The following is a 23,196-nucleotide window of genomic DNA, read 5'->3' as shown; positions in this document are numbered from 1 at the left end:
CCCTGATCCGATAGACTGATTACATCGTCTTTCCGGCGGCGAAGGCGTCGCGCTGGCTCTGACGCTCTGCGTCGGGAGCCGACACCAGGCCGTACTGGGCGAGCGGGCTTTCCGGGCCGATCATCTGGTCGTCAAGGAAGAACTCGACATATTCCTTGAGGCCGGGAACGACGCCGAGATGCGCCTTCTTGACGTAGAAGAACAGCGGGCGCGAAACCGGATACTTGCCGGTTGCGATCGTCTCGGTCGAAGGCACGATGCCTTCCACGGTGGCGACCTTCAGCTTGTCGGCGTTGTTTTCGTAGAAAGCGAGGCCGAACACGCCGACGCCGGTCTTGTTGGAGTCGATGCGGGCGAGCGTCTCGGTGTAGTCGCCGTCGATGTCGACAGCCTTGCCGTCCTTGCGGATGGCGATGCAGGTCTTGCCGATTTCCTTGTCGTCGGCAATGCCGGTGGCCTTGATAGCAGCCTTGTCGCAGCCGGCGTCGAGAAGCTTGGTCTCGAACACTTCGCGGGTGCCGTGCTTTTCACCGGGGATGTAGGCGGCGATATCCCAGTCGGGCAGCTTCGGGTTGACCTGGCTCCACTTGGTGTTCGGATTGTCGACGAGCTTGCCGTCGACGACCAGCTTGGCGGCCAGCGCCTTGTAGATGTCGGCGGGAACCAGCGCCCAATCCGGGCCCTTGATGTCGGTGGCGAAAACGATGCCGTCATAGCCGATGCGGACTTCCTGGACTTCCTTCACGCCGGCGTCGGCGCAGGACTTCAGCTCGTCCTTCTTGATCGGACGCGAGGAGTTGGCGATGTCGATGGTGTCTTCGCCGACGCCCTTGCAGAATTCCTTGATGCCGGCGCCGCTGCCGCCGGACTCGACGACCGGGGTCTTGAAGTTGGTGAAGGTTTCGCCGAACTGCTCGGCGACGATCTTGGCGTAGGGTAGCACGGTCGACGAACCGGCGACCTGGATCTGGTCGCGTGCAGCGGCGACGCCCGACGATGCGGCGAACGCTACCGCCACGGCCGATGCCGTAACGAGGAATTTCTTCATGTGGCCTGCTCCTGTTCGGAAGATGGTCTCTCGGCGCCCTCTTCAGCCGGCGCCCGCTGAGGCCAATAGCCTTCGATTATTACAGTCGCATGACAGTTTCGTGTCAGCCCGGTAACGTCGGATGGACGCACAGAAAGCCGCAGCCGGCCGGCCTCTCCGGGAGAGCCGCAGTTTGCCGCTGGAATCATAAGCTTGCGGGATTTTGCGCCGGCATTTGTCCCGGCGGATCGCAGGCTGCGATGCCGAGAAAGAAAAACCGGACGGAAGCGCGTTGCCCGTGGCCAGAGCGTATCTTGGCCGAGCCATCGCCAAAAACAGGTCCGTTGGGGTAGATTTCGACGCTGTTTCTTGTCGGCGGTCGCTTGCTCCCGCCCGTAACTGAATGAGCGGTTTTGTTGCCGCCATTTTCCTGAATGGGCGCAAGCTTTGATATGGTGCGATCGCACCATACCGCTGGACGCCGCTGAGCTGCCGAATCCCGGTAATAATATGAGTTAGCCGGCGTCGCGTTGGGCTTCGCTCGCGATGCCGGCCCAACGCTCGACCTTTTCCAGCAGCGCCTTGGGACTGATCGGCTTGGGCAGATAGTCGTCCATGCCGGCTTCCAGGCAGCGCTCGCGGTCGCCCTTCAAGGCATGCGCGGTGACACCGACGATCGGGATATGCGTGCCGCTCTCTTCCTCCAGCCGGCGAATCGCGGCCGTGGCTTCGAGCCCGTTCATCTCCGGCATCGAGACATCCATCAGGATCATGCGCGGATTGAGCCGGCCAAACGCGTCGAGCGCCTTGCGGCCGTTGCCGACGATCTCGAAGCTGAAGCCGGTTTCACCGAGGATCTGGGTGAACACCATCTGGTTCACCTCATTGTCCTCGGCAACGAGGATGTCGAGCCCGCGTTCGTTGCCGCCTGCCCGGGCACGGGCGCGAACCGGCGGCGGATGCAGCTGCGCCCGCTCGGATGCCGCTCGCGCGGGCGGCGGCTGTACCATTGCCTGGCCGGAAGCGCCGCTTGCCGCCTCCGGCGCATCGCCTGTCGTGCTGTGGCGATGGCGCTGGATGGTCGCGACCAGCGTCTCCAGCAGCACCGAGGAGCGCGCCGGCTTGATCAGCTGCGCATCGATGCCGAGGTCGCGGTAGCTGGTGTTGGCGAGCGACTGGTCGACCGACGTCAGCATGATGATCGGCGTGTCGGTCAGCCCTGCGGTGTTGCGCACGATGCGCGCCATTTCGGCGCCGCTCATCCCCGGCATCTGGTAGTCGAGCACGACGCAGTCGACAGGCACGCCATAGGCAGCCGCGGCGACCAGCACCTTCAGCCCTTCGGCACCGCTTTCGGCGGCGCAGGAATCGAACGTCCATGACACCATCTGCTCGGTCAGGATCGAGCGGTTGACGGCGTTGTCGTCGACGATCAGCACCCGCGCGCCGGTGACGTCGACGGGCATGATGCGCTGCCCTGTCTGCTGGCCGGCCCTGGGCAGCGTGACGGTGAACCAGAAGGTCGAACCCTTGCCCTCGGCGCTCTCGACGCCGATCTCGCCGCCCATCAGCTCGACCAGCCGCGAGGTGATGGCAAGGCCGAGCCCGGTGCCTTCATGGCGCCTGGTCGACGAGGTATCGACCTGATTGAACTTTTCGAAGACGGCCTTCAGCTTGTCTTCCGGAATGCCGATGCCGGTGTCGGTGACCGAAATGGTGAGCCTGGTTCCGGCCACAACCCTTGTCCCCGTGACATCGACCAGCACATGGCCTTCGTCGGTGAATTTCACCGCATTGCCGAGCAGATTGGTGACGATCTGCCTGATGCGGCCGACATCGCCGATGAACAGGCTTTCCAGGCCCGGCTCGACGCGCACGATCAGTTCGAGGTCCTTCTCCTTGGCGCGGGTCGACACCAACGTCGCCACATCCTCGATCGCCTCGGGCAGGTTGAACGGCGCCGGGTCGAGCACGAGCTGGCCGGCATCGATCTTGGAGAAGTCCAATATGTCGTTGATGATCGTAAGCAGCGCGTTGCCCGACTTGACGATGATGTCGGTGAACGTCTTCTGCTTGGGGTCGAGGTCGGATTTGGCGAGCAGCTCGGCCATGCCCAGCACGCCGTTCATCGGCGTGCGGATCTCGTGGCTCATATTGGCCAGGAATTCCGACTTGGCGCGGTCGGCGAGCACGGCGCGCTGGCGCGCCTCGCGCAGCTCGGCCTCACGCATCTTCAATTCGGTGATGTCGGTGGTCGATCCGATGAGATAGAGCGAACCATCCGAGGCGATCATCGCGCCCTTGCGCGCGAACTGGTGACGCACATTGCCATCGGCAAGCGTCACCGTCTCCTCGATCTCCTGCGTCTCGCCGGTGCGCAGCACGGCCATATCACCGGCGACGAAGGCTTCGCCGTCCGCCCCGAAGATCTCGACGTCGGTCTTGCCGATCGCCTCTTCCTTGCTGAGGCCGGTCAGGTCGCACCAACCCTTGTTGACGTAGAATTGGCGCAGGTCCGAGCGCTTGGCGTAGATCGACACCGGCACATTGTCGATGAGATTGCGGAACACCTCGTTCTCGCGCATGCTCTCTTCCAGCGCCTGCTCGCGCGCCTTGACGTCGGTGATGTCGGTGCTGGAGCCGACCAGATGCACCGAGCCGTCGAGGGCCACCAGGCGGCTCTTGCGGGTCATCAATTGCCGCACGGTGCCGTCGCGATGGGTGACGGGCTCCTCGACCTCGCGACCGCGGCCAGTGACGACGACCTCGGTGTCGTCACGGGTGTAGGTTTCGGCGTCGTCGATGTTGAAAAGCTGGAGATCGGTCCGGCCGATAACCTCCTCCTTGGGGATGCCGGTCAGCGCGCACCAGGCCTTGTTGACGAATTCCATGCTCAGATCCTGCGCCTTGATGAAGGCGGCGACCGGAAGTTCGTCCATGACGTGGCGGAACAGGTCGATCTGACGCATGCTTTCCTGCAGCGCCTTTTCGCGGCTTTTGATCTCCGAAATGTCGACGCGCACGCCGATGAACGTACCGTCCTCGGTGCGCATATCGTAGACCTGGTACCAGCGGCCGTCCGGATTGAGGCGCTCGTAGGAGGTGTTCGGCAAGTGGTAGCGGGCGAGGATGGCTTTGAGCCAGACCTCGCGGTCGCCGTCATAGAGCCTGTCGATCTCCGGATCGCCGCTCGATCGGAAATAGCCGACCGAGTGTCCCAGTTCCAGCGCGTCGCGGAAGGTGCTGCCGGGCTGCCATGCCGGCACCAGTGCCGGCAGCGTATCCTGCAGCTTGCGGTTGGCGAAGACGAACTTGTCGTCGCGGTCGTAGATGATGACGGCCGCAGGCAGCGATTCCAGTACAGTGGCGAGGGTCTTGCGCGCGTCTTCGGCTTCCGTCTCGCGGCGCTTCATGTCGGAGATGTCGAACAGGAAACCGGCGACATAGTTGCGGCCACTCGGCATGCCGACGCGGTTCTTGCGCACGATGCGCGAGCGCCTGGCGCCCTCGACCTCGAAATTCTCCTCGATCTCATAGGGCGTGCCGGTCGCCAGCACGGCGCGTTCGCTGTCTTCGAACAGCGCGGCATCCTTGCCCGGCATGAAGTCACCGCCGGGCCTGCCCAGCATCGCTTGCGGCGTCTGTCCGAACAGCGCCGAGAACGCCTCGTTGACGAAGACGAAGCGCAGATTGTCGTCCTTGACGAAAATCGGGTCCTCGACGGCGTTGATCACCGCCTCGGCAAGGCGCGATTTTTCCAGCGCCTCGGCGAGTTCGGCCTGGCGGTCCTTCATGTCGGTGACGTCGACATAGGAGATCAGCCTTTTGCCGCCGGCGAGCGGCGCCAGCGATGCAATCAGCGTACGGCCGTCATTGCGCGGCAATTGCCTGGAGCCCACCACACCGGCCGTGATTTCTGCTTCGCGCTCGGCGATGTGGCCCTGCCATTCGGCGTCGTCCGCGCCGTAGGGGTCCATATCGCGGCTGGCCTGCATCAGCTCGCGGAAGTCGCAGCCGATCCCGGCGCGTCGGGGATCTATTTCCCAGAAATCATAGAAGGCGCGGTTGATCACCTCGGCGCGCATGTCCGCATCGAGCACAAGCACGCCGATCGGCATCTGGTCGACCATCGTGCGAAGATTGGCGAAGGTCTCGGTGATTTTGGCGTTGGCACTCTCGATCTCGGCGTCGCGACGCTTGAGCTCGGAGACATCGTAGTAGGTCAATAGCCGCTTGCCGCCGGACAATGCCGTCACCGAGAACATCATCGTCCTGCCATTGGCATGGAGAAATTCGCGCGGCGCAACCGAGCCGGCGCGGATCTCCTCGATGCGGGTGGCGAGGTAATGCTGCCACTGCTGCTCATCGAGATCGCCATAGATGCCGTTGCGGCGGTTGAGCTCCATCAAGAGACTGAACGGTGCGCCGACGGTGACGGCGCCGTCGGGAATCCTGGAGAGGTCGCGATAGGCCTTGTTGACGATGAGCGTGTCGAGCTTGGCGTCGAGCAGCACGACGCCCATATGCATGGCATCCATCGTCCGCTCGAGATCGGCAAGATGCTGCGTGCTTTCGTCTGCCGCCGGCTGACGGCTCTGGGTCTGCCGAAGGTCGTCCAATGCGCCGGCCAGAGCCGTGACGTTGCGGCCAATGCCGCGATAGCCGGTAAACTCGCCCTCGCCGTCGAACCGTGGGGAGCCGCTGATCGAAACCCAGCGGCAGCCAGGACGGCCGCCCTTCAATTCATAGACGAAATCGCGAAACGGCCGATGCGCCTGCAGATCCTCCAGATGCGCGGCAGCGTGTCGATTGCCATGCGCCATCTGCTTGAGGAAATCGAAGCGGAAGCGGCCAAGAATGCTGGCGGGATCGATGCCGGTAGCGGCCTGGTAATTCTCCGAGAGCCAGGAAAAGCGCAGTTCGGCGTCGGTCTCCCAGACCCAGTCGGCGTCGGCCTCGACCAGTTCGTGCAGCGCTTCGGGTAACGCCGCGACGGACGTATCCTCGCCGTTCACAGCCCCTTTTCGGGAACCGCGTCCACCGCGTGTTCCAACAGTCCCGTCAGCCATCCCGTTCCCACCCCGAAAGCCAAGGCCGAACCCCCTTAGCGGTTCGCCGGCGGAATGTGCCCGAGAAGCATTAATGATCCGCTAACCATAACGCATCCAGACTGCGCCCAGAGCCCACATTGCCCTGCGGTAATCCGCCGGTTGTCGGCGGAACCCCGGCCGGGCTATAAGTCGGCAGGGGTATTGCGGATGACTGGTTGGATCGTGCCTTGTTTCCTGGGGCTGACGCTGCTTGCGAGCAGCGGCTGCGCGCGCAGCTATGACGGCACGGTTGTGATCCCGAGGCCGCTCGATATCAGGCGGGTCTGGGATCGCGACCCGTCGCAGACCGAGGCCAGCAAGATGCAGGCACAGGCAGGCGTGTTTCCGACGCCGCCGCCGCAGGAGCCGTACCGGCCGGCGGTACGCCGCCACACGACAACGATCGCTTCGCCGAGACGGCACGTCAGATCCAGCCCGCCCGCGATGGCTTCCGAACCGGCCGACCCGCTCACCTGCAAGAATGTCAGCCAACCCGGCAAGCGCTACAAAATGGTCTGCGAATAGGCTCCCGATGCATGTCGCCTAAAGTGACCCGGTTTTGGGATCGCGACATGCATAAAACAGGGAATTTCGGCCCCGCGGGTCAGTCCGCCGGGAAGAATGCCGGCCCGACCATCCTGACCGGCCGCGAGAAAGCTTCGACCGATTGCTGCTGGGCAGCGCCGATAGCCTCCGGGGCATCGGCTTCGGTCCGGGGGATTTGCGCAACGGTGCCGAGATCCGGCTTGGCCGATGGCAAGGGAATGATGGCGTTGCTCATATTGGCTGGCGTCACCGTGCGCGCTCTCAGTTCGGCGACACGCCTGGAGTAACGCTTGACGTCACAGGCTTTGAAAGTCGCGTCGTCGCGGTATTTGAAGGCCGCCGGGAGGTCCTTGTAAGGTTTGCGCGTATCGAGCGCGACCATCTCTTCAGTTTCAAGGCTTGGATCACTGAGCGTGTACAGGTCGACGCCGGCATCGTCGCAGATGTAGCGGCACTGATCGACCATCTGCTTGACATCGTCGCCTTGCACGAACTGCGATTTCGGCGCCGGGAAGAAATAGCCGTCGGACAGGCGAACGCAAAACAACATCGAATTTCTGCCGATCATGGCACCCGCCGGACGCTGTTTCTGTTGCCCGGCAGCGGGCGCGCAGCCGAGCGCGACGAGCCTGGCCTGCAGCCCGGACGTATCCCTGCCCGACATCGCGGCGCCGGCGATCTGGCGTTGCACCTGCGCGCGGCTTCTGGCGAGATCGGCGCAAGCGTTGAAGAAGCCGCCCGAAGCACTTTGCGCCGTGCAGCGGCGCTGCCTCTCCAGACCCTGGATTGCCGCCAGCTGGCGGCGCAGCTGCGCAAGCTCGGGGCTGATCCCACTGCCACGGCCGGACGAGGTCATCTGGCCCCTGAGCGCCGCGCATGGATCGGCAAGGGAAGGCGAGCTTCCAAGCACGGTCGCCGTCAGCGACACCAGGGCGAAGATCACGGCCAGCCACAAACGCATCATCGGCGACCCCGATCCTTGTACCTGTGGAGCCGATAGCCGCTCCGGCCGATTGAGCTTCAATATATAAGGCAAGTCTAATTAAGAGAAGCCAGCAACGGCCAGGTATTTTACATCTCCTGTATTATGCCGGCTCCTGTAAATTCGCTATTACACTTTTGTTTCAAGATTGAGACGAAGCCAGGCATCGGCGATGGCCAAGCGGCGCCATGATCAATCCCGCATTATCGGCCCTTGCGGTTGAAACCTTTCTCCGGTGTCCCGCGTTATGTGGGCAAAGGAGACCGAAGATGTCTATTCACTTCACTGTCTCTGGCTTGACCCGGAACCTGTTCCACTCGCTGGGGCTCGACCATGAATGGGGGCTGAGACCGCTCGATCCTGAACAGAACCTGCTTTTGGAATGCTATCTGGCCGGGCAGATACCGGAATCTGCCTGGGCCGACTACGTCTTCGAGATGCCGGAGTTGCAACGGCACGTCAATTTGCGGCGCGCCCATCACTGATTGTCGGTGAAGGCCGCACTGGCAAAAAAGCAAAAAGGCCGGCATTGCGCCGACCTTTCCTACCTCGACATTTGCGCCAGTACATCCGTGGTCGCGAGCCGAAAGCTGGTTGCCTGCAATAGACAGGCTTTTGGTAAACGAAACCTTAATTTCACGCGACGCGCTTCAGTTCAGAAATTTAATCTTCTTGAACGCCATCATCTCTCCCATGACATTGCCGCTGTCGTCGACCTGCTGCCCTTGCCCAACCGTGACTTTTACGCGCTTGCCCTTGTAACGGGATGGCATCGCGGCCTCCTCGTTCCAGCTCGCGCATTCGGGCGCGGCACAAAGGCCAACCTGCTCGGCCTTCTTGCTGTCGACAATGGTCAGGTAGCAATTGTCGCCGCATTCGAAACTTCGGATGCTGCCGGTAATCGTCCTGTCCTTGGCAAGGGACGGGCCGCTCAGGGCAATCGCAAGCACAGAAACCACAACGGCCAGAACCATGGATCGCTGTTTCACGCGGACGCCTGCGACTTCACATAGGCGATATAGCCTCTGACGTCGCCGGCCGGCTCGGCATAGGCCTTGCCGAGTTTCTTCTCGATCGCCGCGACATACTCTTTCGCCCATTTGGGCAGAGCGTAGTCGATGACGGCCAGGAACTCGAGCGTCGATGCCAGGCGAATGTCGGCGATCGACGGGTGCTTGCCGCCGATGAACGGCTTGCCGTCCCGGAAGAAGGAATGAAACACCTCCAGCGGCTCGGCAATCGCCGCCATCGCCGCCTTCTGCGCCTCGGATTTCTTGTCGGGATGTGCATCGCTGTGGCCGACTTCGCCGGCATATTGCGGGAAGTTGAGTGCCGGATAGGTGGCGCGTGCCACATAGGGATAGAGCGTACCGATGAGGTAGAACATGGCGCTGTCGACCATCGCCCGCTTGGCCGGCGCCTTGGGATAAAATTTCTCCAGCCCGTGCTTGTTGGCGAGATACTGCATGATGGCGCAGCTTTCCCAGAGCACGCCGCGCGGCAGCCCCTTGTCCTCGATCATCGGCGTCAGATRCGCCGGGTTGCGCGCCATATATTCGGGCGAGCGCGTGTGGCCCCAGGCATCGGTCTCGGCGGCGTCGAACCCGGCCGCACGCGCAAACACCCGCACCGTCATGTTGTTGACGCTCGGCTTCAACATGCTGATCTTCAATGCCGGCTTTTTCGACTTGGCCGGCTTTGCCGCGGCTTTCGCAGCAGGCTTTGCCGATGCCTTTGCCGCTGGTTTGGCAGCCGCTTTTGCTGCCGGCTTGGCGGCGGCTTTCGGCGCTGCCTTGGCCGCCGGCTTCTTCGCGCTCTTGGTCACTGTCTTTGCCATTGTGGTTCCTCCCCTTTTTGTTGGCCGTCAGTATGGATTCTTCGGCGTCCGGTCGTCCGACAAGGTCGCGCGGGAACTCTCCACCAGCGTCTGGATCGCGTCGGCGAGATGCACTTCGGCGATGTTGTAGTCGCCGCGCGCGACGCGCAGCTTGTGCGCCTGCATCAAGACGTCGGCATGGGTGAAGCCTGTGGGCGGCTCGAAGCGGTAGGATGCCAGTTCGATCAAAAGGCCGAGCGGATCCTCGAAATAGATCGAATCCATAAAGCCGCGATCCTTGACGCCGCTGTGCTTGATGGCGCGCTCGTCGAGCCGCGCGACCGCCTGCAGGAAGGTGACGCGCGACACCGAGAAAGCGATGTGGTGGACGCAGCCCGGCTCGGTCGGCGTGCGCCGCGCCACCGCGGTGCGGCTCTCGTCGGTGAAGACGGTGATCAGCCTGCCGTCGCCCGGATCGAAATAGAGGTGGCTCTCCTTGGGCTTGTCGAGATTGGGCTGCTCGAAGATGAACGGCATGCCGAGCACGCCCTCCCAGAAATCGATCGAGGTCTGTCGCCCCGCGCCGACCAGCGTGATGTGATGGACGCCCTGCGACTGCAGTTTCTGCATCGGTCTTCTCCCCGCAGGCCCCTCGCCTTCTTGGGCGAGCTTGGATCATCTTGCCAAATCATACCATCGCCGCACGCTATGCGCGCGGCGGATGTGCAGGCATGGCGGCTTTTCCCGATCCGTTCCCCGGCGTTCTGCGCGCCGCCAACGAGCCTTTGCTGCAAAGCTTCGGCCTTGATGCTAGTGCAATTGTCGGCACCACGCCAGAAGCTAGCAGAGCCTGCGGGCGCTCGACCGTGAAAAAGCCTTGAGGGCGCAGGATATTGGCTAAGCGACAGCCCTGAACTCGGCCTCCGCCAGCGCGCCGAGACCCGCGCATTCGGCGCACGCCATGGTCTGGCCGGGGCAACCGGCCCGATGCGTGCCTTGCGGGCAGCAATGCCCTTTTGACGCGCGCCATCTGGAGCAATCGAAAACCTTGCCGCTGCCGTAACAGCGCGGACATGTCATTTTTACCGAACTCATAGCCGCTCTACCCAACCCAAATCCGCGTTGCCGCAGATGCTATCCCCACGCGTTAAGTAACAGAAATTGCTTCGCTTCCAAGCGTGGCGCCCTGACTTAAATTGGGTGTATCCGGCCACACGGACGAGCGGTCAAAACGCCGTCGCTTTCGAGTGTCAGCGGATGTGGTAAGGTTGATTGTCGGCGAGTAGCAGAGGTCCAGCAACAATGACTTTGAGACGAACCATAGCTCACGGCGCATCCGGCTTGGTTCTAGCGGCTTGCATTGTATTCGCCTGGCAGAACGCCGCTGCCGCTCAAAATTGCGACGCAGCCGCGGCGGCTGGCGTCAATTGGCAGGACTGTGACAAAAAGCTTCTCATCCTGGAAGGACAGGACCTGAGCGGGGCGAACCTGATCAGTGTTGATTTCACGTCGACCGACCTCAGGAACAGCAATCTCCTTGCGGCAAATTTTGAGAAGGCAACGCTTGTGCGTGCTTCTCTGGCCGGCTCGACCGCAAAAGGCGCCCGGTTCGACAAAATCGAGGCCTACAGGACCGACTTCAGCCATATGGACGCGCAGGGCGCTGTGTTTACGGGCGCGGAAGTGCAGCGCTCGAATTTCCAGGACGCCAATCTGACCAACGTTGATTTCACAAAGGCGGAATTGGGGCGAGCGCAATTCCATGACGCCGATATCAGCGGCAGCCGCTTTTCGTTTGCCAATCTCGCGCGGGCGGACTTCCGAGGAGCGACGTTCACCGCGCCGATAGACTTTGACCGCGCTTTTTTCTTTCAGACCCGTATCGAGGGCCTCGATCTTTCCAATTCGACGGGTCTGTCCCAGTGGCAGCTCAACATGGCTTGCGGAGACGCCCGGACCGAGTTGCCTTCTGGCTTGACGAGGCCTGAAGATTGGCCCTGTAGCGAGCCATAGGCTCGGCGGATGGATTGAAATCCTTGGTACGCCCAAGGGGAATCGAACCCCTGTTCCCGCCGTGAGAGGGCGGTGTCCTGACCGCTAGACGATGGGCGCGTTCAAGAACCGGCGATATAGGCTGACGGTTTGGAAAAAGCAACTGGGCTTCGAACGGCCGGACCGGTTCTATGGAATGTCGGTTTGCGGACCTAGAGCAATTCCAGGAAAAGTGTGAGCGGTTTTCCGTCCGGAATTGCGTCAAAACAAAGAGATAGAGCGGTTCGCCGTTTCCGTGAAACGGTGAAAAGCTCTAGCGTTTCGGCTCGATCAGGTCCCAGAGATTGCCGTAGAGATCGGCGAAAACCGCCACCGTGCCGTAGGGCTCATGGCGTGGCGTTTCATGGAAGTCGACGCCGTTTTTGAGCATCGCCGCATGGTCTCTGGCAAAATCATCGGTTTCGAGGAAGAAAGCCACCCGGCCGCCGGTCTGGTCGCCGACGCGGCTTTTCTGCAAATCGTCCGACGCTTCGGCCAGAAGCAGCCGCGGGCCTTGCCCCGCCGTCGGCGTCACCGTCACCCAGCGCTTGCCGTCACCGAGATCGATGTCGTCGATGAGCGCAAAGCCAAGCTTGCCGACATACCAGGCGATCGCCTCGTCATAATCGGCGACGACGAGCGTGACGGTGGCAATGCGGCGGCCTTCGGCAAAACCGGTCATATCTGCTGCAACCTTGTTTGCTGCATTTGCGGCCCAGCTATTTGTTACGCCCAGTTATTTATTACGAATGGCGAAGCGCCCGATCATGCGTCGCTCGGCGATGTCGTAGACGAAGATCGCGCGGCTGCCGTCGGCAAGCTCGGCGTCGATCGAGATACGGTTGCCCGACAGCGACTGGCTGATCACCTTGGCCCCGACCGGCAGCACGATGTCCTCTGCCAGCGGCTCGCCACCCGGCACCTGGATGTCGCTGGCCAGCGGCGGGTTCGCAGGCGGCGCTTTGCGCGATTTGTAGACAATGGCCGCGATCACCACCATAAGGGCCAGCAAAAGCAGGCCGAGATTGATGGCCATGAAGCGGATGAGCCTGCCGCGCACCTTTTCGATCTCGGGGTCGAGCGGCTTTTCCTGATCTTCGTCGTCGGCGGGCCGGGCCATGGCAGAACATTCCGGAAGTTTTTTCGATGAGCGCTCATAGCGAAGAGACCAGACAATTCATAGAGGCGGAACCAACCGTGCTCGAAGCCGGCACGGATGCCGCCGGCCAGCGCCTCGACCAGTGGCTTGCGGCGAGCCTCGGCCCCGACATGTCGCGCAGCCGCGTGCAGATGCTGATCAAACAGGGCGCTGTCACGATCGACGGCAAACCGGTCGACGAGACCAAGCGCAAGATGAGCGCTGGCGAGCGCGTCTCGGTCGTCATGCCCGAACCCGAACCCGCCGAACCGCAAGGCGAGGCCATCGCGCTCGACGTGCTTTATGAAGACGACGAGCTGATCGTCATCAACAAGCCGGCCGGCCTCGTCGTCCATCCCGGCGCCGGCAACTGGACCGGCACGCTGGTCAACGCCCTGATCCACCATTGCGGCGACAGTCTCTCGGGCATTGGCGGCGTCAGGCGCCCGGGCATCGTCCATCGCCTCGACAAGGAGACCAGCGGCGTCATGGTGGTGGCCAAGACCGACCGTGCCCACAAGGCGCTGTCCGAGGCCTTTGCCGACCATGGCCGCACCGGTGACCTCGAACGCGCCTATCTGGCGCTGGTCTGGGGCATCCCGCCCCGGCCGACCGGAACGGTCGACGCGCCGCTCGGCCGCGCCGCCGACCGCGTGCGCCGCGCCGTGGTGCCCGAAGGCCGCGACGACGCCCGCCACGCCGTCACCCATTTCACCGTCAAGGAGCGTTTCGGCGAGGACCAGCAGGCGTTCGCCACCGCCAGCCTGGTCGAATGCCGGCTGGAAACCGGCCGCACCCACCAGATCCGCGTCCACATGGCCCATATCGGCCATCCCGTCATCGGCGACCCGGATTATGGCCAGGCCTTCCGCACCAAGGCCAACCGGCTGCCCGAACCGCTGAAAAGCCAGGTCAAGGCATTTTCCAGGCAGGCCTTGCATGCCTGGCTCCTTGCATTTCGTCACCCGACTACCCATTTATCGATGAGGTTCGAGGCGCCGATACCGGGGGACATGGAGGAACTCGTCGGCGGCTTTCGCAAGCTCTGAACCCGCCATCTAAAACCTGAGCGGCATTGTTCACTTTGGCGTGACACACTGTTTCGTGTTGAACAAATGCCTGTCTTTTCTGGTTTTGTTCCTATATAAATCGGTTGTCGCGGGCGAGCCTTTTGGTGCTCGCGTCACATGCCCGCCGCGTTTCGGGGGCATCACTCCAATAGAGAGGGGGCGCTATCATGGCCCAGTCACTACCCAGTATCGTTTCCGGCGAAGGCGGCCTCAGCCGCTACCTGGAAGAAATCCGCCGCTTTCCCATGCTTCAGCCGCAGGAAGAGTACATGCTCGCCAAGCGTTACGCCGAGCATGAAGACACTTCCGCTGCGCACAAGCTCGTTACCAGCCACCTTCGGCTCGTCGCCAAGATCGCCATGGGCTATCGCGGCTACGGCCTGCCGATCGGCGAAGTGATTTCGGAAGGCAATGTCGGCCTGATGCAGGCCGTCAAGAAATTCGAACCCGAGCGCGGCTTCCGCCTCGCGACATACGCCATGTGGTGGATCAAGGCCTCGATCCAGGAGTACATCCTGCGCTCGTGGAGCCTGGTCAAGATGGGCACGACCGCCAACCAGAAGCGCCTGTTCTTCAACCTACGCAAGGTGAAGGGCAAGATCCAGGCGCTGGACGACGGCGATTTGAAGCCCGACCAGATCACCGAGATCGCCACCAGGCTGAACGTCTCCGAAGCCGAAGTCGTGTCGATGAACCGTCGCCTGTCGGGCGATGCATCGCTCAACGCGCCGATCCGCGCCAGCGAAGGTGAATCAGGCGAATGGCAGGACTGGCTGGTCGACGACCACGAAAACCAGGAAGACATGCTGATCGAGCAGGACGAGCTGGAAAACCGGCGCGGCATGCTGTCGGGCGCTCTTGCCGTGCTCAATGATCGCGAGCGGCGCATCTTCGAGGCCCGTCGCCTCGCCGAAGAGCCGCTGACCCTGGAAGAGCTGTCGGCCGAGTTCGACATCAGCCGCGAGCGCGTGCGCCAGATCGAGGTGCGCGCCTTCGAAAAGGTGCAGGATGCGGTCAAGGCCGCCGCCAAGCGCCAGATGCAGGCCCTGCGCACCATCGAGGCACAGCCCGCAGCTTAAGCCGGGTTCGGTGTACGAAACAAAAGGCGGCGTCGGGAAACCGGCGCCGCCTTTTTGTGTCTAATGGTGATGGGCGAAAACCGAGATGACTGCTRATCTCCCCCCTTGCGGGGGAGATGTCCGGCAGGACAGAGAGGGGTGTGAAGGAGCGCCAAATTTCGGCGTCAGTCACGCCAACCGGCGATTAAAGGCACGGCTCCAATTAGCTGATATGCCGGCGGGACAGCACCCCTCTCTGCCCTGCCGGGCATCTCCCCCGCAAGGGGGGAGATTAGCAGTTCAAGCGGCAGCCCTCACAGCCCATCCAGCGGAAACTTCAGATATCGCCGTCCATTGGCTTCCGGTTCCGGCAGCCTGCCGCCATTCATGTTGACCTGCAGCGCATGCAGGATCAGCCGCGGCATCGGCAATGTCTTGTCGCGCGCCTCGCGCAAGGCGACGAACGCGGCCTCGGTATGCGCCGCAACCAAATGGATATTCTTCGCCTTCTGCTCAGCGACAGTGCTTTCCCAACGCGGCTCGCGGCCACCCTCCTGGTAGTCGTGGCCAACGAACACCCGCGTGTCGTCCGGCAGCGCCAAGATCCCCTGGATCGAGCGCCACAGCCGTGTCGCGCTGCCACCGGGAAAGTCTGCCCTTGCCGTACCGCTGTCGGGTATGAACAGCGTATCGTGGATGAAGGCGGCGTCACCTATGACATAGGTGATTGAGGCGAGCGTATGCCCCGGCGAGAACAGCACCTTGACCGGAAGGCTGCCGATCAGGAACGTCTCGCCTTCCCCAAACAACCTGTCCCACTGCGACCCGTCGGCGGGAAAATCCGGCCAGTTGTAGATCGCCTTCCAGAGCTTCTGGACCTCGACGACCCCGTCGCCGATCGCCGTCGGCGCGCCGGTCTTCTCCCGGAGATAATGCGCCGCCGAGAAATGATCGGCATGCGGATGGGTATCGAGAATCCACTCGAGCTTCAGCCCATTTGCCCGGATGAAGTCCAGCAAGGCATCGGCGCTTTTCGTCGCCGTGGCGCCGGACCTTTCGTCGAAATCGAGGATCGGGTCGATGATGGCGCAGCTTTTCGTCGCCGGATCGGCGACGACATACTGTATGGCTCCGGTCGGCTTGTCGTAGAAGCCGCTGACCAGCGGCTTGGCCAAAGCTGCGTCCAATTTCAGTCCCCTGCCCTTCGCTCCGGCAGGAATGATTTTCTCTGCTGGAATGAACCCGGAGCATGGTCTTCCAGCAAGGCGCACCCGTCAAGCACGCCCTGCCGGAAACCGGACAAAAATCGATATGATCCGGTCGCGAAAACCTAGAGCGTTTCACCGTTTCACGGAAACGGCGAACCGCTCTATCTCTTGTTTCTACGCAATTCCGGACGGAAAACCGCCCACACTTTTCCTGGAATTGCTCTAGGCAGACGGCTGCTTGGTCTTCCTCAGATAGGGCAGGATCGTGTCGAACGAACCGAAGCGCTTGATCGCGTCTTCATTGGAGACGGCAGCAGTGATGATGACATCCTCGCCCAGCTTCCAGTTCGCCGGCGTCGCCACTTGGTGCTTGGCGGTCAGCTGCATGGAATCGACCGCGCGCAGGATCTCGTCGAAGTTGCGGCCGGTGGTCATCGGATAGGTCAGCACCAGCTTGATCTTCTTGTCCGGCCCGATGACGTAGACCGAGCGCACCGTGGCGTTGTCGGCCGGCGTGCGGCCTTCCGACGTCTCGCCGGCGCCCGCCGGCAGCATCTCGTAGAGCTTAGCCACCTTGAGATCCTTGTCGCCGATCAGCGGGTAATTCACCGTCTGGCCGGTCGCCGTCTTGATGTCGGCCTGCCACTTGTCGTGGCTCGCAACCGGATCGACGGAAATGCCGATGACCTTGACGTTGCGCTTTTTGAACTCGCCCGCCAGGCCCGCCATCGTGCCGAGCTCGGTGGTGCACACCGGCGTAAAATTCTTCGGGTGGCTGAACAGGATCGCCCAGCCGTCGCCGATCCAGTCATGGAAATTGATCGTCCCTTGTGTGGTTTCGGCGGTGAAGTCCGGCGCGATGTCGTTGATACGAAGGCTCATGGCACATTTCCCCTGCAACAGATTTCGTTAGGAGCAGCACCAAGGCGGCGCTCACGCTCCGGCATTTGCCGCATCTTAGCGCATAAATTGCGGCTGGGAGATAATAGGAAACTCTTGTCGGCGGCGGAACGAGCACTTTCGTGCTACGGACCCGGCGTTGTGGCCGACAATCTTTCGCTTCTGCGAGAACAGCCTGGGCTCAGGCCTTGTTGACCGCCAGCGACGTGGCCAGGTCTTCCATGCGCTGCGCAAGCGCGCCGAGCGCGCTGGTCAGCACGGTGTCGTTCTTGTCGGCCTTGGTCAGCGCTTCGTCGCGCGTCTTGCGCAGCGTCTGCACCTCGGTCTCCATGCCCTTGACCCGCTTCTGCAGCTCCGACAGCTCGTCCATCACCATGATGCCGGCCATCACCGTCAGCCGCTGGTCGCCGATCTCGCCGAACGAATCCTTCAGATGCGAGACATAACGGTCGAAGCGCTCGGCAAGGTCGATCAGGTGCTCTTCCTGGCCCTCGTCGCAAGCCATGCGGTATTGCTTGCCGTCGATGGAAACCGTGACCTGTGCCATGGCCTGCAGCTCCTACCTGTCCAGCACCGCGCGGATGGTTTCCATGGCGGTCACCAAGCGGCGCGACACTTCCTTGTTGGCATCTTCCAGCCGTTCGGCGCGGGCTTCGGAATTGTCGAGTTCCTGCGCCAGCCGGGACCGGTCGGCGTTCATGCGCTGCACTTCAGCCTCGGCTTCGGAATAGTCGCGCTCATGCTCGAGCTTGGCCGCGACGGCGTTTTCCAGGCCCTCGATGGCCTTGCCCAGCCTGTGGATGACTTCCTTGAGTGTGGTTTCCCCGGTCATGGCCTTCGTCCTGTGCCCTGCCCATCACCGAATCGCTCGCGTTCAGAACGCGTTATCCCGGAAACATTAGGCACCGGGTGAAGGCAACGTCAACAAAGCTCTCGCGACTGTCCCCCGCTAACGCTAATGTAGGCCTGCCGCCGGCATCACAAGACCGGCAAATGTGCAGCCGATTTGTTGACTAAAAACCCGCGCCTGCTATGTGTCGCGCACCCTTTCCAGGGCTCGCCCAAGCCCGCAAATCCCCACCCTTGGAGGTACCATGACGTCGCGTGAACAACATGACCGGATGGCCAATGCGATCCGTTTTCTCGCCATGGACGCTGTCGAAAAGGCCCAGTCCGGCCACCCAGGCCTGCCCATGGGCTGCGCCGACATCGCCACCGTGCTGTTCACCAAGTTCCTGAAATACGATCCTCAGAACCCCCATTGGCCGGACCGCGACCGCTTCATCCTGTCGGCAGGCCATGGTTCGATGCTGCTCTATTCGCTGCTGCACCTGACCGGCTACGAGGACATGACCCTCGACCAGATCAAGCACTTCCGCCAGCTGGGGTCGAAAACCGCCGGCCATCCCGAATACGGCCATGCCACCGGTATCGAGACGACGACCGGCCCGCTCGGCCAGGGCCTTGCCAATTCGGTCGGCTTCGCGCTCGGCGAGCGCATCATGAACGCCGCTTTCGGCAACGACCTCGTCAGCCACTACACCTATGTGCTGGCCGGTGACGGCTGCCTGATGGAAGGCGTGTCGCAGGAAGCCATCGCGCTTGCCGGCCACCTCAAGCTGAACAAGCTGATCGTCTTCTGGGACAACAACAACATCTCCATCGACGGCCCGGTCTCGCTTGCCGACAACACTGACCAGGTCGCCCGCTTCCAGGCTAGCGGCTGGAACGCCAGCCACATCGACGGCACCGATCCTGAGGCAATCGCCTATGCCATCGAGGCCGCCCGCCATTCCGACAAGCCGACGATGATCGCCTGCAAGACGACCATCGGCTTCGGCGCGCCGACCAAGGCCGGCACCAACAAGGCGCATGGTTCGCCGCTCGGCGCTGACGAAATTGCCGGCGCGCGCAAGTTCTTCAACTGGGACTCGCCGCCCTTCGAGATTCCGGCCGACATCCTCGACGCCTGGCGCACCGCCGGCAAGGCCGGCGCCAAGCCGCGCACCGACTGGGAAGGCCGTCTGGCCAAGGCTGAGCCCAAGCTCAAGGCCGAGTTCGAGCGCCGCCTCGCCGGCAAACTGCCGTCGAACTTCGATGCCGTCATCGCCGACTACAAGAAGAAGCTGTCGGCCGACAAGCCGAAGGTCGCCACCCGCAAATCGTCGGAAATGGCGCTTGAAGTCATCAATGGCGCTGTGCCCGAGACCATCGGCGGTTCGGCCGATCTCACCGGCTCCAACAACACCAAGACCAGCCAGACCAAGAACATCACGCCTGACGATTACGGCCAGCGCTATGTCCACTACGGCATCCGCGAGCATGGCATGGCGGCCGCGCTCAACGGCCTGACGCTGCATGGCGGCCTCATCGCCTATGGCGGCACCTTCATGTGCTTCTCCGACTATGCCCGCCCGTCGATGCGGCTGGCCTCGCTGATGGGCATCCGCTCGATCTTCGTCATGACCCATGATTCCATCGGTCTCGGCGAAGACGGCCCGACCCACCAGCCGGTCGAACATCTGGCGGCGCTGCGCGCCATTCCCAACCACAATGTCTTCCGACCGGCCGACGCGGTGGAAACCGCCGAATGCTGGCAGATTGCCATTGAGACGGAGAAGACGCCGTCGACCCTGGCGCTGACCCGCCAGAACCTGCCGACGGTGCGCACCGAATACGCGGCCAAGAACCTGTCGAGCCAGGGCGCCTATGAACTGGCCGCGGCTAGCGGTGATGCCGCGGTGACGATCTTCGCCACGGGCTCAGAGGTCGAGATCGCGCTCGGCGCCCGCGACCTGCTTGAAAAGCACGGCCATCCGACCCGCGTCGTGTCGGTGCCTTGCTTCGAGCTGTTCGACCAGCAGAGCGATGCCTACCGCAAGAAGACCATCGGTGACGCGCCGATCAAGATGGCGATCGAGGCCGGCATTCGCCAGGGCTGGGATCACCTGATCGGCTCCGACGGCATCTTCATCGGCATGCATGGCTTTGGCGCTTCCGGCACCATCGAGCAACTCTACCCGCATTTCGGCATCACCGCCGAAGCGGCAGCCAAGGCAGCGGAAGCCCGCCTGCACGCTAAGTAATCACTGCCCAGCCTCGCGAACCGCTCAAGGCGGTTTCGCGGGACTGGACCAACCTAATCGATTTAAATTCAGCTTTCTGCGGCTGGATTCTTGTCCCATCCGCAGCTATGAAGCTGCGGACCCATCTGCCGCCTTTCGAGCTCCCAGGGAGAGTAAAATGACCGTCAGAGTTGCCATCAACGGATTTGGCCGCATCGGCCGCAACATCCTGCGCGCCATCCATGAATCCGGCCGCAAGGATATCGACGTCGTCGCCGTCAACGATCTCGGCCCGGTCGAGACCAACGCCCACCTGCTGCGCTATGACAGCGTGCACGGCCGCTTCCCGCATGAAGTGAGCGTCGATGGCGACCAGATCACCGTCGGCAAGGAAAAGTTCAAGGTTACCGCCATCAAGGACCCGGCGCAGCTGCCGTGGAAGGAACTGGGCGTCGACATCGCGCTCGAATGCACCGGCATCTTCACCGCCCGCGACAAGGCCGCAGCACACCTGACCGCCGGCGCCAAGCGCGTGCTGGTCTCGGCGCCGGCTGAGGGCGCTGACCTCACCGTCGTCTACGGCATCAACCACGACAAGCTGACCAAGGACCACATCGTCATCTCGAATGCGTCCTGCACCACCAACTGCCTGGCGCCGCTGGCCGCCGTGCTGCACGAGACCGTCGGCATCGAAAAAGGCATGATGACGACGATCCACTCCTACACGGGCGACCAGCCGACGCTGGACACCATGCACAAGGATCTCTACCGCGCCCGCGCCGCAGCGCTCTCGCAGATCCCGACCTCGACCGGCGCCGCCAAGGCGATCGGCCTTGTTCTGCCCGACCTCAAGGGCAAGCTCGACGGCATCTCGATCCGCGTGCCGACCCCGAACGTCTCGGTCGTCGACTTCAAGTTCATCGCCAAGCGCGCCACCACCGTGCAGGAGGTCAACGAAGCCGTGATCGCTGCCTCCAACGGCAAGCTCAAGGGCATTCTCGGCGTCACCCATCACCCGAATGTCTCGATCGACTTCAACCATGATCCGCGCTCCTCGATCCTGGCGCTCGACCAGACCAAGGTCATGGACGGCAACTTCGTTTCGGTGCTGTCCTGGTACGACAATGAGTGGGGTTTCTCGAACCGCATGGGCGACACCGCGGTCGCCTTCGGCAAGACCATCGCCTGATCGCAGACCCACGTCTGACAGCTTCAAACGCCCGGCTTTGCCCGGGCGTTTTCATTTGCCGGGACAGGAACGTCCCTATCGTTAGAAAATCAGCGGCATAGGGCAAAAAACCACCCTCCCGCCTTGCACTGGCCATGCCTTCGCCCCACTCTCCCGTAAATCGGGAGAAAGAGGAATTCGAGGGGCAAGTCACGGATGGAGCATGCGATCTATCTCGTCACGCTGGTCGGCACAGCGCTCGTCGTCGCCGCCGCGTTTTCGAGCCTGATCGCCTTCCGCTTCGGCGCCCCGCTGCTGCTCTTGTTCCTCTGCATCGGCCTCGCCACCGGCACTGACGGCCTCGGCATCGAATTCGACAATGCGCGCGTGGCATATTTTGCCGGCTCACTGGCGCTGGCGGTCATCCTGTTCGATTCGGGTTTCGGCACGCCGCTCAACGCGCTGCGCCAGGCGGCCGGGCCGGCATTGTCGCTGGCGACCTTCGGCGTGATCCTGACCACCGGCCTGTTCGGCGCCGCCGCCTATTATCTGCTCGACCTCAGCTGGCTGGAATCGTTCCTGCTGGGGGCCGCCGTCGCCTCGACCGACGCGGCCGCGGTGTTCTTCCTGCTGCGCGCCGGCGAGATCAATCTGCGCGAGCGCGTGCGTGCGACCCTGGAAGTCGAATCCGGCACCAACGACCCGATCGCCATCTTTCTGACCATCACCCTGGTCGAGGTCATCGCCGCCCATGCCAATCCTGAGACCCATGTGCTGGTCACCAATCTGGTCCTCGGTTTCGTGCTCAATATGGGCCTCGGCGCCATTGTCGGCGCGCTTGGCGGCCTTGCCATCGTACGCCTCGTCGACCGGCTCAACCTCGACCACGGCCTGTTGCCGATCTTCGTGCTGACCTTGTCGCTGATGGTGTTTGCCGCCGCCGGCGCCATTGGCGGCTCCGGCTTCCTGGCGGTCTATCTCGCCGGGCTGATCGCCGGCAATTCCGACATCCGCGCCGTCACCATCCTGAAACGCTTCCAGGACGGCATGTCATGGCTGGCGCAGATCATCATGTTCCTGATCCTCGGCCTGTTCGCGACGCCGTCGCAATTTCCGGCGATCCTGGTGCCGGCGGTGCTGCTTGGCCTGTTCCTGATGTTTGTGGCGCGCCCGGTCGCCGTCTGGCTCTGCCTGATCCCGTTCCGCCTGCCGCGCCCCGAGGTCGCTTTCGTGTCCTGGGTCGGCCTGCGCGGCGCGGTCTCCATCCTGCTTGCCATCACCCCGCTGCTCGGCGGACTGGAGAACGGCCGCGTCATCTTCAATGTCGCCTTCATCATCGTGCTGGTGTCGCTGGTGGTGCAGGGCTGGACGGTCGGCCCGCTGGCGCGCCGCCTCGGCCTGATCGTACCGGCAAGACTGGGTCCGCTGGACAAGGTCGAGCTAGAACTGCCGGGCTCGGCCCACCACGAGCTTCTCGCCTACCGCGTCGCACCCGGCAGCCCGGTGGCGCGCGGCGAGCGCATCCCGCGCTGGGCCAGGCCTTCGCTGGTGCTGCGCGACGGCCGCTCGATGCGCTTCCAGGACATGGGCCGGCTCGCCGCCGGCGACCAGGTCTATATCTTCGTGCCCGACCGCTATCCGCGCCTGCTCGACAAGCTGTTCGCCAGCCGCGCCGTGGTCGACCCCGAGGATGCCGATTTCTTCGGCGCCTTCGCCGTCGATCCGGCCCGCTCGGCCGGAGAACTGGAAGCAGCCTACACGCCGGGCCTGACCGAGGCCGAGCAGAAGCTGACCGTCGGCGCGCTGGTGGCGGCAAGGCTCGGCGGCCATGCCGAATATGCCGACCGGGTGCTGATCGGCCCGATCGAGCTGATCGTCCGCGACGTCGACGACAAGGGCAAGATCACAGGGCTCGGCCTGTCCTTCGAGCCGACCGCGCCGGTGGCGCGGGTGCCGGTTTTCTTGAGCGCCGGCGAGATGGGCGATCGTCTCTCTGCCTTCATCCGCAACTGGCGCAAGCCGGTGGAGACTGCAGAGGCGCGAGCCGACGAGAAGCCGGCTCCGGAGCCGGAAAAGGCAACGACAGAGAGCTGACAA

Annotated in this window: 21 protein-coding genes and 1 tRNA gene; 9 read left to right on the top strand and 13 right to left on the bottom strand. The window is 62.9% G+C overall.

What is annotated here, in order from left to right; translation table 11 throughout:
• Positions 1-19: 19 nt before the first annotated feature.
• Positions 20-1,048, bottom strand: a complete 1,029-nt coding sequence (locus AC1DYJ_RS07765; protein ID WP_477283707.1) for a substrate-binding domain-containing protein — start codon at positions 1,046-1,048, stop codon at positions 20-22.
• A 494-nt stretch (positions 1,049-1,542) separates the two neighbouring features.
• Positions 1,543-6,096, bottom strand: a complete 4,554-nt coding sequence (locus AC1DYJ_RS07760; protein ID WP_477426006.1) for a PAS domain-containing hybrid sensor histidine kinase/response regulator — start codon at positions 6,094-6,096, stop codon at positions 1,543-1,545.
• Between the two features lie 189 nt (positions 6,097-6,285).
• On the opposite strand from AC1DYJ_RS07760, the gene AC1DYJ_RS07755 reads away from it, so the two are divergent.
• Positions 6,286-6,642 (top strand): hypothetical protein, encoded by a 357-nt coding sequence (locus AC1DYJ_RS07755; RefSeq protein ID WP_477283711.1) that lies wholly within the window; start codon positions 6,286-6,288, stop codon positions 6,640-6,642.
• Between the two features lie 79 nt (positions 6,643-6,721).
• Here AC1DYJ_RS07755 and AC1DYJ_RS07750 read toward each other — a convergent pair whose 3' ends face one another.
• Complete coding sequence (locus tag AC1DYJ_RS07750) at positions 6,722-7,627, bottom strand: DUF2865 domain-containing protein (RefSeq protein ID WP_477283713.1); 906 nt, start codon at positions 7,625-7,627, stop codon at positions 6,722-6,724.
• Positions 7,628-7,914: 287 nt separating this feature from the next.
• On the opposite strand from AC1DYJ_RS07750, the gene AC1DYJ_RS07745 reads away from it, so the two are divergent.
• Entirely contained in the window at positions 7,915-8,130 is a 216-nt protein-coding gene (locus tag AC1DYJ_RS07745) for a hypothetical protein (RefSeq protein WP_477283714.1), read from the top strand.
• 165 nt (positions 8,131-8,295) lie between these two features.
• On the opposite strand, the gene AC1DYJ_RS07740 is transcribed toward AC1DYJ_RS07745, so the two are convergent.
• The 3 genes from AC1DYJ_RS07740 to AC1DYJ_RS07730 are packed head-to-tail and all read right to left on the bottom strand — an operon-like array spanning position 8,296 to position 10,091.
• Entirely contained in the window at positions 8,296-8,619 is a 324-nt protein-coding gene (locus AC1DYJ_RS07740) for a hypothetical protein (protein ID WP_477283716.1), read from the bottom strand.
• A gap of 11 nt (positions 8,620-8,630) precedes the next feature.
• Positions 8,631-9,482 carry a glutathione S-transferase family protein gene (locus AC1DYJ_RS07735; RefSeq protein WP_477426004.1) on the bottom strand — a complete coding sequence of 284 codons (852 nt, stop codon included), beginning with the start codon at positions 9,480-9,482 and terminating at the stop codon, positions 8,631-8,633.
• Positions 9,483-9,509: 27 nt separating this feature from the next.
• Positions 9,510-10,091, bottom strand: a complete 582-nt coding sequence (locus AC1DYJ_RS07730) for a VOC family protein (RefSeq protein ID WP_477283720.1) — start codon at positions 10,089-10,091, stop codon at positions 9,510-9,512.
• A 101-nt stretch (positions 10,092-10,192) separates the two neighbouring features.
• Between AC1DYJ_RS07730 and AC1DYJ_RS07725 the strand changes: the two genes are divergently transcribed.
• Positions 10,193-10,342, top strand: coding sequence for a hypothetical protein (locus AC1DYJ_RS07725; RefSeq protein WP_477283722.1), 150 nt, complete (start codon positions 10,193-10,195; stop codon positions 10,340-10,342).
• A gap of 421 nt (positions 10,343-10,763) precedes the next feature.
• A complete protein-coding gene (locus AC1DYJ_RS07720) occupies positions 10,764-11,474 on the top strand; it encodes a pentapeptide repeat-containing protein (RefSeq protein WP_477283724.1) in 711 nt (236 codons plus the stop codon).
• Between the two features lie 24 nt (positions 11,475-11,498).
• Here the strand turns inward: AC1DYJ_RS07720 and AC1DYJ_RS07715 are convergent.
• From AC1DYJ_RS07715 to AC1DYJ_RS07705, 3 genes are all read right to left on the bottom strand, one after another.
• Positions 11,499-11,573: transfer RNA gene (locus tag AC1DYJ_RS07715), tRNA-Glu, on the bottom strand.
• 193 nt (positions 11,574-11,766) lie between these two features.
• A complete protein-coding gene (locus AC1DYJ_RS07710) occupies positions 11,767-12,174 on the bottom strand; it encodes a VOC family protein (RefSeq protein WP_477283726.1) in 408 nt (135 codons plus the stop codon).
• Between the two features lie 54 nt (positions 12,175-12,228).
• On the bottom strand, positions 12,229-12,612 hold the full coding sequence (locus tag AC1DYJ_RS07705) for a fimbrial protein (RefSeq protein ID WP_477283728.1): 384 nt from the start codon (positions 12,610-12,612) through the stop codon (positions 12,229-12,231).
• A 26-nt stretch (positions 12,613-12,638) separates the two neighbouring features.
• On the opposite strand from AC1DYJ_RS07705, the gene AC1DYJ_RS07700 reads away from it, so the two are divergent.
• Complete coding sequence (locus AC1DYJ_RS07700; RefSeq protein WP_477283730.1) at positions 12,639-13,679, top strand: RluA family pseudouridine synthase; 1,041 nt, start codon at positions 12,639-12,641, stop codon at positions 13,677-13,679.
• Positions 13,680-13,867: 188 nt separating this feature from the next.
• Entirely contained in the window at positions 13,868-14,779 is a 912-nt protein-coding gene (gene rpoH / locus AC1DYJ_RS07695; RefSeq protein ID WP_477283732.1) for an RNA polymerase sigma factor RpoH, read from the top strand.
• 293 nt (positions 14,780-15,072) lie between these two features.
• On the opposite strand, the gene AC1DYJ_RS07690 is transcribed toward rpoH, so the two are convergent.
• From AC1DYJ_RS07690 to AC1DYJ_RS07675, 4 genes are all read right to left on the bottom strand, one after another.
• Complete coding sequence (locus AC1DYJ_RS07690) at positions 15,073-15,945, bottom strand: MBL fold metallo-hydrolase (RefSeq protein ID WP_477283734.1); 873 nt, start codon at positions 15,943-15,945, stop codon at positions 15,073-15,075.
• Between the two features lie 243 nt (positions 15,946-16,188).
• Positions 16,189-16,848, bottom strand: a complete 660-nt coding sequence (locus AC1DYJ_RS07685) for a peroxiredoxin (protein ID WP_477283736.1) — start codon at positions 16,846-16,848, stop codon at positions 16,189-16,191.
• Positions 16,849-17,047: 199 nt separating this feature from the next.
• On the bottom strand, positions 17,048-17,413 hold the full coding sequence (locus tag AC1DYJ_RS07680; protein ID WP_023670127.1) for a cell division protein ZapA: 366 nt from the start codon (positions 17,411-17,413) through the stop codon (positions 17,048-17,050).
• A gap of 12 nt (positions 17,414-17,425) precedes the next feature.
• Complete coding sequence (locus tag AC1DYJ_RS07675) at positions 17,426-17,698, bottom strand: DUF4164 domain-containing protein (protein ID WP_023670128.1); 273 nt, start codon at positions 17,696-17,698, stop codon at positions 17,426-17,428.
• A 262-nt stretch (positions 17,699-17,960) separates the two neighbouring features.
• Here AC1DYJ_RS07675 and tkt point away from each other — a divergent pair, with 262 nt between their 5' ends.
• From tkt to AC1DYJ_RS07660, 3 genes are all read left to right on the top strand, one after another.
• The gene (tkt, locus tag AC1DYJ_RS07670) at positions 17,961-19,952 is read left to right on the top strand and encodes a transketolase (protein WP_477283738.1); all 1,992 of its coding nucleotides are present in this window, start codon (positions 17,961-17,963) and stop codon (positions 19,950-19,952) included.
• Positions 19,953-20,109: 157 nt separating this feature from the next.
• Positions 20,110-21,120: a type I glyceraldehyde-3-phosphate dehydrogenase gene (gap, locus tag AC1DYJ_RS07665; protein WP_477283740.1), complete on the top strand. Its 1,011-nt coding sequence runs from the start codon at positions 20,110-20,112 to the stop codon at positions 21,118-21,120.
• Between the two features lie 195 nt (positions 21,121-21,315).
• Positions 21,316-23,193, top strand: coding sequence for a potassium/proton antiporter (locus AC1DYJ_RS07660; RefSeq protein WP_477283742.1), 1,878 nt, complete (start codon positions 21,316-21,318; stop codon positions 23,191-23,193).
• The last annotated feature ends 3 nt before the right edge of the window (positions 23,194-23,196 follow it).

Source organism: Mesorhizobium sp. P2_B11, from assembly GCF_056404855.1.
Note: the sequence above shows the minus strand (reverse complement) of the source record. Positions and strands in the feature narration are given on the sequence as shown.